The organism is Flavobacterium sp. CF136, assembly GCF_000282055.1.
Classification (GTDB): Bacteria; Bacteroidota; Bacteroidia; order Flavobacteriales; family Flavobacteriaceae; genus Flavobacterium.
In genome coordinates this window covers 94,635-108,426 of sequence record NZ_AKJZ01000018.1, presented here as the reverse complement: position 1 = coordinate 108,426, position 13,792 = coordinate 94,635, and the positions used below count along the sequence as shown (strand labels likewise).

General features: G+C 32.4%; 12 protein-coding genes. 8 read left to right on the top strand and 4 right to left on the bottom strand.

All coding sequences use genetic code 11. The features are described from left to right. Window position 1 precedes the first annotated feature (1 nt). The 6 genes from PMI10_RS08170 (at window position 2) to PMI10_RS08145 (ending at window position 7,277) form a co-directional block, all read left to right on the top strand. Window positions 2-1,153, top strand: coding sequence for a formimidoylglutamase (locus PMI10_RS08170; RefSeq protein WP_007806557.1), 1,152 nt, complete (start codon window positions 2-4; stop codon window positions 1,151-1,153). 261 nt (window positions 1,154-1,414) lie between these two features. Beyond that, on the top strand, window positions 1,415-2,821 hold the full coding sequence (gene gldK, locus PMI10_RS08165) for a type IX secretion system lipoprotein PorK/GldK (protein WP_007806555.1): 1,407 nt from the start codon (window positions 1,415-1,417) through the stop codon (window positions 2,819-2,821). Window positions 2,822-2,876: 55 nt separating this feature from the next. Continuing rightward, on the top strand, window positions 2,877-3,524 hold the full coding sequence (gene gldL, locus PMI10_RS08160) for a type IX secretion system motor protein PorL/GldL (protein WP_007806553.1): 648 nt from the start codon (window positions 2,877-2,879) through the stop codon (window positions 3,522-3,524). 51 nt (window positions 3,525-3,575) lie between these two features. Then, window positions 3,576-5,117: a type IX secretion system motor protein PorM/GldM gene (gldM, locus tag PMI10_RS08155; RefSeq protein WP_007806550.1), complete on the top strand. Its 1,542-nt coding sequence runs from the start codon at window positions 3,576-3,578 to the stop codon at window positions 5,115-5,117. Between the two features lie 44 nt (window positions 5,118-5,161). Next, window positions 5,162-6,151, top strand: coding sequence for a type IX secretion system ring protein PorN/GldN (gene gldN, locus PMI10_RS08150; protein ID WP_035631567.1), 990 nt, complete (start codon window positions 5,162-5,164; stop codon window positions 6,149-6,151). 76 nt (window positions 6,152-6,227) lie between these two features. Then, entirely contained in the window at window positions 6,228-7,277 is a 1,050-nt protein-coding gene (locus tag PMI10_RS08145) for an NAD(P)/FAD-dependent oxidoreductase (protein WP_007806545.1), read from the top strand. A gap of 8 nt (window positions 7,278-7,285) precedes the next feature. On the opposite strand, the gene PMI10_RS08140 is transcribed toward PMI10_RS08145, so the two are convergent. After that, window positions 7,286-7,666, bottom strand: a complete 381-nt coding sequence (locus PMI10_RS08140; RefSeq protein WP_007806543.1) for a DUF983 domain-containing protein — start codon at window positions 7,664-7,666, stop codon at window positions 7,286-7,288. A gap of 74 nt (window positions 7,667-7,740) precedes the next feature. On the opposite strand from PMI10_RS08140, the gene abc-f reads away from it, so the two are divergent. Next, the gene (gene abc-f, locus PMI10_RS08135) at window positions 7,741-9,654 is read left to right on the top strand and encodes a ribosomal protection-like ABC-F family protein (protein WP_007806541.1); all 1,914 of its coding nucleotides are present in this window, start codon (window positions 7,741-7,743) and stop codon (window positions 9,652-9,654) included. A 247-nt stretch (window positions 9,655-9,901) separates the two neighbouring features. Here abc-f and PMI10_RS08130 read toward each other — a convergent pair whose 3' ends face one another. Then, window positions 9,902-10,864: an App1 family protein gene (locus tag PMI10_RS08130; RefSeq protein WP_007806539.1), complete on the bottom strand. Its 963-nt coding sequence runs from the start codon at window positions 10,862-10,864 to the stop codon at window positions 9,902-9,904. 64 nt (window positions 10,865-10,928) lie between these two features. On the opposite strand from PMI10_RS08130, the gene PMI10_RS08125 reads away from it, so the two are divergent. Beyond that, window positions 10,929-11,798, top strand: a complete 870-nt coding sequence (locus tag PMI10_RS08125; RefSeq protein ID WP_007806536.1) for a diacylglycerol/lipid kinase family protein — start codon at window positions 10,929-10,931, stop codon at window positions 11,796-11,798. 7 nt (window positions 11,799-11,805) lie between these two features. Here PMI10_RS08125 and PMI10_RS08120 read toward each other — a convergent pair whose 3' ends face one another. After that, on the bottom strand, window positions 11,806-12,951 hold the full coding sequence (locus PMI10_RS08120; protein WP_007806534.1) for a peptidogalycan biosysnthesis protein: 1,146 nt from the start codon (window positions 12,949-12,951) through the stop codon (window positions 11,806-11,808). 117 nt (window positions 12,952-13,068) lie between these two features. Next, window positions 13,069-13,557 (bottom strand): DUF1761 domain-containing protein, encoded by a 489-nt coding sequence (locus PMI10_RS08115; protein WP_007806532.1) that lies wholly within the window; start codon window positions 13,555-13,557, stop codon window positions 13,069-13,071. Window positions 13,558-13,792: the final 235 nt, after the last annotated feature.

The following is a 13,792-nucleotide window of genomic DNA, read 5'->3' as shown; positions in this document are numbered from 1 at the left end:
AATGGAATTTGATTTTCTAGAACCAGTTAACGACGGGATTTTAAAATTCGTTAGTTCGTTGTCTTCACAGGAATTGGGTAGCAAAGTTGCTTTTCATACCCAGAATCAATTCCCTGATATCAGTAAAATAAATATCGCAATTGTTGGTGTTTTAGAAGATCGTAGAAATATTGATATTGTTAATGAAGTAAACCTGACTGCTGTTCGTAAAAAGCTTTATGGAATGTTTCCCGGAAATTGGGATGCGTCTATTGCTGATTTGGGAGATATTCTGGCAGGGGATTCAGTAGAGGATACCTATTTTGCACTTAAAAAAGTAACATCTGCTTTAATTAAGAACAGAGTTATTCCGATAGTTTTGGGAGGTTCTCAGGATTTGACCTATGCTTTGTATCGTGCTTATGACGATTTGGAGCAAATGGTAAATATGGTTTCTGTAGATAATAGATTTGATTTTGGTAAAGAAAACGAATTGGTTTCGGCTAATTCTTATCTGACAAAAATCATAATTGATGAGCCTAATAATCTTTTTAACTATTGTAATATTGGGTATCAGACTTATTACAATTCTCAGGAAGAAATTGATTTAATTGAAAAGTTGTTCTTTGATGCCTATCGTTTAGGCGAAATTTCAAATAAGATTACTTTGGCAGAGCCGGTTTTTAGAGATGCTGATTTAGTTAGTATTGATTTAAATTCGGTAAAGTCTTCTGATTCTGGAAATACTGTTTCTTTTGAACCGAATGGTTTTAACGGAAAAGAGATTTGTTCTTTGGCAAGATACGCCGGTATTAGTGATAAAGTTTCCTCGTTAGGGATTTTTAATCATAATAGTACGATGCCGGAATCCGTTATAATTGCTCAAATAGTTTGGTATTTTATTGAAGGATATCATTATCGTTCTAAGGAATATCCATTTGGAAGCAGAGCAACTTATTTAAAATATATTGTTCCACTTGAAAATGAAGAACTCGTTTTTTATAAAAGTGATAAAACAGATCGTTGGTGGATTGAGATTCCCTTTTTGTCAAATGGAAGCAATAAATTGAAAAGGAATACGTTGTTACCTTGTTCATATGATGAATATTTATGCGCATGTAATCAGGAATTACCGGAAAGATGGTGGAAAGCGCAAAGAAAAAATGCTTTGTAGCTATCATTTGCAGCTAAAAGTTTTAGTTTTTTGATTTAAAATGATTTTGCTTTGTTGCTTTTATTGGAAATAAATCTATATATCGTAAAATTTAACGTTTTATGAGGGTTGTTTTTCACAGTTTATTAATAAAATATTTTTTTTTTATTTTTTTTAACATTAATTTTGAGCCCTGAAATAAATATAGATATAGTATTGTTTTTTTAAAAAATAATAAATACGTTTACGACTTATAATAATGAATAGAAATCCCAAATTTATATGAAGAAGTTTATTGCATTTGCGACAATGTTAACACTAGTAATTGGCTGTGGTAAATCCGGTGATAAAGGCGAATTAGTAGGTGTGCAAGGAGGAAAATGGCATCCTGAAAAGCCTTATGGAATGACTTTGGTTCCTGGTGGATCTTTTATCATGGGTAAGGCTGATGATGATTTAGCTGCAGTAGAAGATGCTCCTACAAAAACTGTAACAGTTCGTTCTTTTTATATGGATGAAACTGAAATTACAAATTCTGAATATCGTCAGTTTGTAGAATGGGTAAGAGATTCTACAATGAGAGTTCGTTTAGCTATTCTTGCTGATGAAACAGGGCAAAAAGCTGGAGCAGGAGCTGCAACTGGCAAAGGTAAAAATGCCGGTAGTATTGCTGATTATGCATTTAATGATTCTGAGCCGGATAAAATGACAGCTTATGATAAGTATATGTATGATAATTATTATAGTGTAGGAACAAAAGATGATCCTTATGCCGGAAGAAAACTAAATAAAAAAGTTAAATTAATAAAAGATACTAAGGCATATCCGGATGAATATTACACTGAAGTAATGGATTCTATGTATTTGCCAATAGAAGAATCATATAATGGTTTGAGAACTGTTGATGTGAATAAATTGAAATTCCGTTATTCCTGGATGGATATTCAGGCTGCAGCAAAAGCTAAAGTTGGTAAAAGAAAAGACTTCGTAAAAACTGAAGAAATAAAAGTTTACCCTGATACAACAGTTTGGATTAAAGATTTTGCTTACTCATATAATGAGCCAATGCATAATGATTATTTCTGGCATAAGGCTTATGGAGATTATCCTGTAGTTGGAGTGACCTGGAAACAAGCAAAAGCATTTTGTGCATGGAGAACCTTAAATAAAAACAGTTATATAAAATCTAAGAAAAAAGGACGTGACTTAGTTAATGCATTCAGATTGCCAACAGAGGCAGAATGGGAGTATGCTGCAAGAGGAGGTCTGGAATCTGCTACTTATCCTTGGGGAGGTCCCTATACTAAGAGTGACAGAGGTTGTTTCTTAGCTAACTTCAAACCTAGCAGGGGAGATTATGCTGCGGATGAAGCTTTGTATACAGTTGAGGCTAAGTCGTATGAGGTAAATGGTTATGGTTTATATAACATGGCTGGAAACGTTTCGGAGTGGACAGATTCAGCATATAATTCAAATGCTTATGAATATGTTTCCACAATGAATCCAAATGTGATTGATGGAAATAATCAAAGAAAAGTTGTTCGTGGCGGTTCTTGGAAAGATGTTGCTTATTTTTTACAAGTAGGTACTCGTGATCATGAATATGCTGATTCTGCAAGAAGTTATATCGGGTTTAGAACCGTACAGGATTATATGGGAACTCAGGTAACTGGAAATAAAAAAAAGTAAATTAAATTCAATTCAATAACCAAATCTATTTAAAACCTAAAAAAAAAGTATTATTATGGCATTATTAAGTAAAAAAGCAATGAATTTCGCTTATGGTATGGGAGCGGCAGTAGTAATTATTGGAGCATTATTCAAAATTACTCACTTTGAGATTGGACCTTTAACAGGTACTCTAATGCTTTCAGTAGGACTAGTTACAGAGGCGTTAATTTTTGCACTATCGGCTTTTGAACCTGTAGAAGACGAATTAGATTGGACTCTTGTGTATCCTGAGTTGGCAAATGGTCAGGCAAAAAAGAAAGCGGATAAAGTTGAAACTCCAACTGATGCTCAAGGATTGTTGTCTCAAAAATTAGATGCAATGCTTAAAGAAGCTAAAATTGACGGAGAATTAATGTCAAGCTTAGGAAACAGTATTAAAAATTTCGAAGGAGCTGCTAAAGCAATTTCCCCAACAGTAGATTCTATTGCAGGACAAAAGAAATATGCTGAGGAATTGTCTACGGCTGCTGCTCAAATGGAATCATTAAACGGTTTATATAAATTACAATTAGAAAGTGCTTCAAGAAACGCACAAGCAAACAGCGAAATTGCTGATAATGCATCTAAATTAAAAGAGCAAATGCAATCTATGACTGCTAATATTGCTTCTTTAAACAATGTTTACGGTGGTATGCTTTCTGCAATGAGTAACAAAGGATAATTAGTTTTTAACTATATATTAAAATTATTAATAAAAACTAATTAGAAAAAAATGGCAGGAGGAAAATTAACCCCTAGACAGAAGATGATTAACCTGATGTATCTGGTTTTCATCGCAATGTTAGCAATGAATATGTCAAAAGAAGTTTTATCTGCTTTTGGCTTAATGAATGAAAAATTTGAAAGCGCTAATACTTCTTCAGTGCAAACAAATGCCGGTCTATTGTCGTCTTTAGATCAAAAAGCTGCTGAGGCAAAAGGTGAATTTGCAATTGCTGCAGTCACAGCTCATAAAGTAGAAACGATTTCAAAAGAATTTTATGCATACATCGGTGGTTTAAAAGGTGATGTTTTAAAAGGATTTGAAACAGACAAGGAAACAGGAAAATTACCTTATGAATCGATGGACAAAGGTGATAATATCGACAACTGGTTTACTGGTGAAGGATATACTGCCAAAGGGAAAGATATCATTTCTAAAATCGAAAAATATAAGGCTGATATAAAGGCAGCTTTAGGAACAGATAAAAAGTATGCTTCAATTATATCTGAAGTTGAGAAAAAATTTGATGTTTCTGATGTTGCAAATAAAGAAGGATTAAAAGATAAATATTTAGCTTATCACTTTAAAGGTTTTCCTGCTGTTGCTTCATTAGCTAAGCTTTCTGCATGGCAAAATGATGTTGAGAAAGCAGAATCTGATGTTTATAGTGCTGCTTTAGGAAAAGCTGCGGTTGCTGCTGCTTCTTATAGTAATTATCAAGCGATTGTTGTTTTAGATAAAAATGCTTATTTCCAAGGAGAAAAAGTTACTGGTAAAGTGGTTTTAGGTCGTTACGACGAAAACACAAAACCAACTTCATTCCAAGGTCCTGGGCAAATTGTTAACGGACAAGCTGTTATTTCATTAACTGCTGGTGGTGTTGGAGAACAAGATATTAATGGACAATTTACATTCTTGGAAGATGGAAAAAATATTCCTCTTAAATTCGCTGGAAAATATGTAGTTGTACCAAGACCAAACTCTGCTACAATCTCTGCTGATAAAATGAATGTTGTTTACAGAGGGGTAGTTAACCCAATCTCTGTTTCATTTGCTGGTGTTGATGCAAACAAAATTGTTGCAAGTGCTCCGGGATTAAATTCTGCTGGTAAACCTGGAAAATATAACATGAGTCCTGGTTCAGGTACAGAAGCTACAATTTCTGTTACAGGGACATTACCAAACGGAGATAAAGTTACAGATAAGAAAACATTCAGAATTAAAGGTATTCCTGGTCCAACTGGTACAATTAGAGGTGAAACAGGTGTTGTTAAAGGCCCTAAATCTAACTTAGAAATTGCTACTATTGGTGCTAAATTAGAAGATTTTGATTTTGAAGTTGGTTTAAATGTTGTTGGATTTAATTTAAAAATTACCGGACAACCTACAGTTGTTGTTAGTGGTAACAGATTAAATGCACAATGTAAATCAGTACTTTCTAAAGCAGGTAAAGGAGATCAGGTTACTATTTCTGAAATTAAAACAAAACTTGTTGGAGCTGGTAGTTATTTATTACCAAGAACTGCTCCGGTAATTTACGAAATACAATAATAAAGTAGATAAAACTACGTTCAATATCTTATAATGATATCATGATGAAAGTAAGAAATTTTTTAATAGCTATTGTTTCTATCGCGGGAGGGTTTGCTTCTAATGCGCAATCTAATTTGCTTAATGCAAAAACACCTGATCAGATAGGACTTAAGACTCCTGCACAGCTTATCTCTGATAACGACAAGCCTTTAGCTTATGGTTATGTAGATGATAGAGATGTGTTGATGGGAAAAACTACTTGGGAGATTATTGATTTGAATGAAAAAATCAATTTTCCATTATATTTTCCGGTAGATACTGCCAATATTGGTCCAGATAGACGTTCTCTTTATGATGTTTTGACGAAAGCTATGAAAAATGGCAAAATAACGGAAGTATATTCTGATAGTTATTTCAACACTAAAAAATCTTTGAAAGACATCGAAGGATCATTGTCTCGTATTGATACAACAGATGCTGGTAGAGAGTTAATCAACCAATATCCGGATGATTATAAAACACATGTTGTTAAGAAAAAAGTAGTTACTGGTAAAGGTAAAAATAGAGTTGTTACTTATGTTGATGAAACAGTTGGAGCAACAAGAACAGTTCCTGCAGAATATATTTTAAAACAAGATCTTACTGCAGCGGATGTTACACAGTATAAAATAAAAGGATACTGGTATTTTGACAAACGTCAAAGTGAATTGAAATATCGTTTACTTGGAATTTGCCCTGTAACTCCCGATGTTTATACAATGAACAGTGATGAAAAAGATTATATTGAGTTATTTTGGATTTTCTATCCAAATTCAAGAGAAGCTTTGCATGAAGCTAAAGCTTTTAATGATAATAACTCAGCACTTCCAATTTCATTCGATCAAATCTTGAATTCCAGACGTTTTAATGCTGTTGTGTATAAAGAAGAAAACTTGTACGGAGATCGTGAGATCAAAGAATACATGAAAGATAATGCACAAGATCAGTTATTAGAATCGGAAAGAGTGAAAGAAAAAATTCGTAATTTCGAACAAGACATGTGGAACTACTAAGTTTCTAAAATTACATTATATAAAAACTCTTACTACATTTGTAGTGAGAGTTTTTTTTTTACCTATTTATTAATATATGATTGATTATCTCATTGTAGGTTCCGGATTAGCCGGAATTTCGTTTGCCGAATTGGCGCTTAAGAACAATAAAACTATTTTGGTCATTGATGATAAATCTCAAGTTTCCTCCAAAGTAGCAGGAGGGTTGTATAATCCTGTTATTTTAAAACGGTTTAGTGAAGTTTGGAATGCACAGGAACAATTGATATTAATGGAAGAATTCTATAGCCGTGTTGAAGATAAACTACAAGCAAAATTTAATTTTAAGCTTCCTATCTTGAGAAAATTTTTTTCTATTGAAGAACAGAATAATTGGTTTTCAGCTTCTGATAAGCCTTTGTTGTCTCCTTTTCTTTCTACAAAAATAAATTTTAAAAAATATGCGGGGATCGATTCTCCTTTTGATTATGGAGAAGTCTTACATACAGGTTATGTAGATACAGCACTTTTATTAGATAAATACCATGACTATTTAATTAAGGATAACCTATTGCTTCAGGAAAGATTTGATCATTCTGAATTAGTTTTTCAGGAAGATTTTGTTGAATATAAAGATTACCATGTTCGGAATGTAATTTTTGCAGAAGGTTTTGGTTTACATGCAAATCCTTTTTTTCAGGATTTACCTCTTGATGGCACTAAAGGCGAGCTATTTATTATAAAGGCTCCAGACCTTGATTTAGATGTTATTGTCAATACCAGCGTCTTTATTTTGCCTTTAGGAAATGATTTATTTAAAGTTGGTGCAACATATAATTGGAAAGATAAAACAGATGTGCCAACAGAAGAGGGAAAAGCAGAGTTAATTGAACGTATTAAAGAAATCATTGATTGTGATTTCGAAATTGTTTCGCATTTTGGAGGTGTAAGACCCACTGTTAAAGACCGAAGACCAATTATAGGAACTCATGATGTGTATAAATCATTGCATATCCTGAACGGTTTAGGAACTCGTGGTGTTATGCTGGGACCAGCAATGGCAAAAGATTTATTTAACTTAATCGAAAATAAAATTCCGTTAGATCCTACGATTGATATAAATCGATTTTATAAAAAAAGAAAATAGTTTTGTTGTTATTTCTTTGCGTTTGGATCATATGAAACAAACATGTTAATGTAGATGTTTCTGGAAAGACGCAAAACAAACGGAAATAATACTATCAAAGTGATAATTATGGCTAAAAAAGATTGCTCAATTGTAGTTTTTAAAAATACAAATGAAACAATAAAAGCTGCTATTCCAGTAGCAACATTTAATCCATAACTGACATACATTGCACCATAAAAAAAAGAAGGTTCTATTTGATATTTTAATCCGCAATGACTACATTTTTCGTTCATTTTGAGAACTTTAGTCAAATGGAGTGGATTTTTGTCGGAATACATACTTTCATTTTGACATTTTGGACAACTTCCTGTTAAAATACTATTTAGTTTGGATCCTTTTTTTAACATTTGCAAAAAATTAAATTACCTATTGATTCGGGAGTGTAAATTTACACAATCAATTAGTTATAAAATAACATTACATGCTTAATATACATAATTTATCGGTTTCTTTTGGAGGTTCTTATTTGTTCGAAGAAGTTACTTTTCGTTTGGGTGCCGGAGACCGTGTTGGACTTGTTGGGAAAAATGGTGCGGGAAAATCAACTATGCTAAAAATTCTTGCTGGGGATTTTAAACCGGATTCCGGGCAAATTGCCACAGAAAAAGAAGTTCGAATGGGATTCTTGCGCCAGGATATTGATTTTGAACAAGGAAGAACTGTACTTGAAGAGGCTTATGAAGCTTTTACAGATATTAAAATTGTTGAGAAAAAATTAGAAAAAATCAATCATCAATTGGTTACAAGAACTGATTATGAAAGTGAAGAATACAGCCAGATTATTGAAGATTTATCTGATTACACACATCGTTTTGAGCTTTTAGGAGGTTATAATTATGTTGGAGATACAGAGAAGATTCTTTTAGGATTAGGATTCAAAAGAGAAGTTTTTGATAACCAGACTGAAACATTTTCAGGAGGTTGGAGAATGCGTATCGAATTAGCTAAATTATTATTGCAGGCAAATGATATTTTGCTTCTGGATGAACCTACGAATCACCTGGATATTGAAAGTATTATTTGGTTAGAAAATTTCTTGCGTAATTATCCCGGTGTTGTAGTGATTGTATCGCACGATAAAATGTTCCTTGATAATGTAACGAATCGTACGATAGAAATTTCTTTAGGAAAAGCATACGATTTCAATAAACCCTATTCTCAATATTTAGAATTGCGTCATGAAATTCGCGAGAAGCAATTAGCTACTCAAAAAAATCAGGCAAAAAAAATTGAAGAAACTGAAAAATTAATCGAGAAATTCCGTGCGAAAGCTTCCAAAGCCTCGATGGCGCAATCGTTGATTAAAAAATTAGATAAAGTAGAACGAATTGAAGTTGATGAAGACGACAATTCTGTAATGAATATTTCTTTTCCTGTATCAAAAGAGCCTGGAAGAGTAGTGGTAGAAGCTGAAAATGTTACAAAAGCCTATGATGAGAAAGTAATTCTGAAGGATATTAATTTATTGGTTGAACGTGGAAGTAAAATTGCTTTTGTTGGACAGAACGGTCAGGGGAAATCAACTTTTATCAAAGCGATTGTCAACGAATTCAAATATCAGGGGAGCATTAAATTAGGACATAACGTTCAGTTGGGTTATTTTGCACAAAACCAGGCCGAATATCTTGATGGTGAAATTACTTTGCTTCAAACCATGGAAGATGCTGCAATGGACACGAATCGTTCTAAGGTTCGGGATATGTTAGGGTCGTTTTTGTTCCGTGGTGACGATGTTGAGAAAAAGGTAAAAGTACTTTCGGGAGGTGAGAGAAATCGTTTGGCACTTTGTAAATTATTGTTACAGCCAATCAATGTTTTGCTGATGGATGAGCCTACGAACCACTTAGATATCAAATCTAAAAACGTTTTAAAAGCTGCTCTTCAAAAATTCGGCGGTACTTTATTACTGGTTTCACATGACAGGGATTTTCTTCAGGGAATGTCTAACATCGTTTATGAGTTCAAAGATCAAAAGATAAAAGAATATTTAGGTGATATCAATTATTTCTTAGAACAACGCAATCTTGAAAATATGCGTGAAGTTGAGAAAAAAGATGTTGCAAAAGCTGCTGCTCCAAAAGAAAGCAATAAAACTTCATATGAGGATCAGAAAAAAGGCAAAGCATTACAAAATAAATTGAGTAAGGTCGAAAGCCAGATTAAACAATTAGAAAAAGACATTCAGCATGATGATAAAATGTTGGCTTCTAATTATGACAAACATATCGAAGACGCTTCGTTTTTTACTGCATATAATAAAAAGAAAGCAGATCTTGATCAATTGCTTCTGGATTGGGAAATTGTTCAGGAAGAAATAGATAATTTCAACGTTTAAGATGATTTTCGGGAGCTAATCCAGCTTTCCGTTACAAGTCCTCACTAAAAAAACTATTTTTCTATACCATAAAACGAGCTTCCGCTGGTCGCTGTTTTCCGGTAATAAAAATTAGTTTTTTTAGCTCCGGGCTTTTCTCTATAATCTGGGCTAGGGCTAATCGTTTTCAATAGACTTTCAAATTTTTAGTAAACGGTGACAGTCTCAGTTTTCAGTCCCATTTTATAATCTTCAATTTTCAAAAAAATCACTTAATAATTCCAATAGATTTCGAGTGCAAAATAGCTTCACTGCTGTCTTTAAAATAACAAACGGAAACATCCAAATCTTCTAAGTTTTTCAAAATAATTTTTGTTGTTTCTTTTTTATACTTGCCAGTTTGTCTGATATAAACTGCTTTTACAGTCACAGGGAATATTTTACAGATCTGTTCATATAAAAAAGGATCATGTTGTGAATCATCTCCCAGCAAAACATATTTAAGATTCGGATAAAATTCTAAAACGTGCTTTATTTTATCAAATTTATGATTGTGATTACCTCTTCCGCTGAAGAAAAAATCGGTAATACCTCTTTTTATATCTTTCAATAAAATTACAGCTCTGGGCAGTTGATGTATTTTGGTAAATTTCACAATAAATCGGTAAAGATTCCATTCGCTGCTCGAAATATAAAAAAAAGCATTTTGCTCATCTTTATTGTTTCTTCCGGCTGAACTTAATGCTTGATAATGAGGTACAACATCTTTAAAGACCTTACGATCATTAACACTTTTAAACAATAGGATGTATATTTTTCTGAATATATTACGGGTATGTGATATCAGGAAAGTATCATCAATATCTGATATAATTCCAAGATTTCCTTTATGAGGTCTGATGAAACTGCCTTTTACGGTAATAATTTCATTTTTATGTTTTATGCTTACTTCGTATTCAATCCATCCAAAATGAGATTCTTTTTTAAGAGGAATGCAAAATTTAAAATAACCGTCATCCAAGGTTTTAGTATGGATTTCCTGGCCTTCATATTTAAGATAAACATCAAAATTTTTAATGGTTTTTATCCTGAATAAGCTAACTATTGAAGTGGCATTTTTAAAGTTTTTCTTCTGAAAATCATAATCATACAATGTTTTGAAAACATGTCCCATTACAATTAATTCCTGTTCATTGGCATAACCGCGATATAATTGTAAAATTGGTTTCATTAATTATGTACTTTTATAGAGTACTGTAAATTAATTATTTTTAATCAGTTTTAAAAATTAAATTTTGAAAAAGAATATAATCTTTGTGGTAAACCCTATTTCGGGCGATCTGGATAAATCAGATTTAATAACGGTTGTGGGCGAGTTTTCGGATACAAATCATTTTCATCTGGAAGTATATGAAACTAAGGGTAAAAATGATATAAAGGAAATTCAAAAGCTTTACAATCAATATCTGCCGCAACGAATTATTGTCGCAGGCGGAGACGGAACCATAAAAATGGTAGCCGAAGCAATGGAAGCTTATGATGTTGTAATCGGAATTCTGCCTGCAGGCTCAGCTAATGGCTTGTCTGTCGATTTGAATTTGCCAAATACAATCGAGGAGAACTTAAAAATTGCCTTTTTTAATGATTATATCGAAATGGATATGATTTGTATCAACGGAAAAAAAAGCATTCACTTAAGCGATATTGGTATCAATGCAGATTTAGTTAAAAACTACGAAGAAAGTGATTTGAGAGGATTTTGGGGCTATGCTTTACAAGCATATACAACTCTCGTAGATTCTAATGAACCTTTTGTAGCTACAATTACAGCAAATAAGGAAACTATAGTGCACCCGGCAAGAATGATCGTGATTGCTAATTCTCAAAAATATGGAACTGGCGTAACGATAAATCCGTATGGTGTAATGAACGACGGAAAATTTGAATTGATAATTTTGAAAAGCCTGGATTTATTATTAATTGGAAAAATAATTGCGGGCAATATGCCGATCGATTCTGATGATATTGTCATAATTTCGACAGACAAAGCGACTATAAAAACAGATTATCCGGTTAATTTTCAAATTGATGGAGAATATTGTGGTGCTCAGAGTTTATTAGAAATCCATATTCTGCACAAACAAATGAAAATAGCAATTCCTTAACTTTGTTTTATTTAAAAGGATTTCGTTCCTGCCAATTCGTTTTTGGTTCCAGATAATTAAAAAACCTGCCAATATTATGATTGATTAAAGCATTACTGTGTGTAATTAATCCATACATTTTTACAGGTTTTGCGCCAACAGAACTTTTAATTTCCAGTGCGGTTCTTGCAAAAATAATTTTTTTAAAACCTTTTTTAACAGAATACCCAATCATGTCGTATAACATATTTAAATACAGCATTTTTTCACGTTGAACAGTTTCATCATATCCTAAAAAGTAGGTATCCATGGTGTCCCCATTTTTTATTAATGTATTGAAGCCAACTAATTTTTTATCTAAAAAATAACCATAAAGTAAAAAGTCATCTTTCATGATTTCTTTAAAAAAACTAAAGTGATTTCGAGCCAGGAAAAAAGTATTGAAAGGCGCATTTTTTGCCACATGAAAATATAAATCATAGATTATATCTTCATATTTTTTGATGTCTGATAAAGTCATTTTTTGTTTTACGATTCCGTCAGATTTTTTTCGGGCACGTTTATACTGGTCACGGTATTTTTTTGAGAGCGCATCAATATAATCCTGTTCGGTCTTCCAATTTTCATTGATTTCAAAAATCATGTTGGGTTGTGTCGAAAACGTATAATTGTTTTTAAATTCAGCTTGGAATGGCTCAATATCTGTTGCTGTAAAATCTTTTATGCTGGTTATGTGAACTTTTTTCCCTTTCGCTTTTAAATCTTTCTTAAGCTGATTAATTGCTTTATGGAGTGTTTTAATTGCTTTGGACTGTTTTGCATTTTTATCAAAAGCAAAGGCATTTTGTCCCGTCAGCATATTGTTGCCAACGAATAATACATATGAAGCAAAATTCTTAAAGGCGAAATTACGAACAGAGGTCTTAAAACATTGATCGCGATCTCCGAAGGAATTCAGTTTTTCTGCAAATAAAAATTGCGTTAAAGCAATTCCAATAAGTTTTTTTTCTTCAAAAATTCCGATAAAATGACAAATCATATTTACCGGAGAAGAATTTTCAAGTACTTCCAGGTATTCCCTTGTCAAAAAAATATTATCTGTAGTGAGCGAATTCCATTCTAAAGGCAATAAGGAAACGCTATTGTATATTTCGAAAGAATAAGTTGTATTCAAAAGTGTGTGCTAATTTCTCCAAAATTAAGTAATATTTATAATAACTCCTTTGGTTTGAGGTATTATTAAAAAAATCCGTTTGATTTTTCAATTTCAAACGGATTTGATTTTTATGATTTATGCAAATGCACATACTATACCACCCATGAGCGTTAAGCATACTGCCCAAAAACCTGCATGAATTAAGATGTATTTCCATGACTTTCTTTCAAAAAGACCATTAATTCCAATTAATGGTAAGGCAAAAAATAAACCAGCCATAAAACCGTGAAGGGCCCCATGTTTAAAAGTTCGATACGCCGTTCCATAATCAGCCATAAAAGCAGTAAAAGACGGTTTTACATGGTCCAGCATCGGTGGTCCGCCAACCATTCCGAATGCTCCTGACTGATGAATTGTTAATGCCATTAATATCATTGTAATCATTAATGAAAAAAGGTAGGTTAACCCAAATATTTTGAGCATACTCCCTTTTTTAAGGTCTTCTACTGTAAAGTTATTTTCTTTCATCCAGATTGTTCCGAAAACTTTTGGATGATACCAGATGAATCCGACAACAAGCGTTACGATAGCAGCAACAAGCAATGCAATAAAGTTAATTTCCATAAAATGAGGTTTTTATAATTAGTTATTCAAATTTAATTAAAATTTAATAGTCATTGCTTTTTTTAATGAATTAAAGTGCCTGATTATTTTGAAATATATTTAATTAATTGCGAAATCCGTAATCTGTAATCTCTTTTCTGCTAAAAAGAGAAAAAAAATTATGATAAAAAAATTATAATTTAATAACGCCAATTATATCCTTTTGCTTTTTTTTCATAACTTTAATTATTGAAAT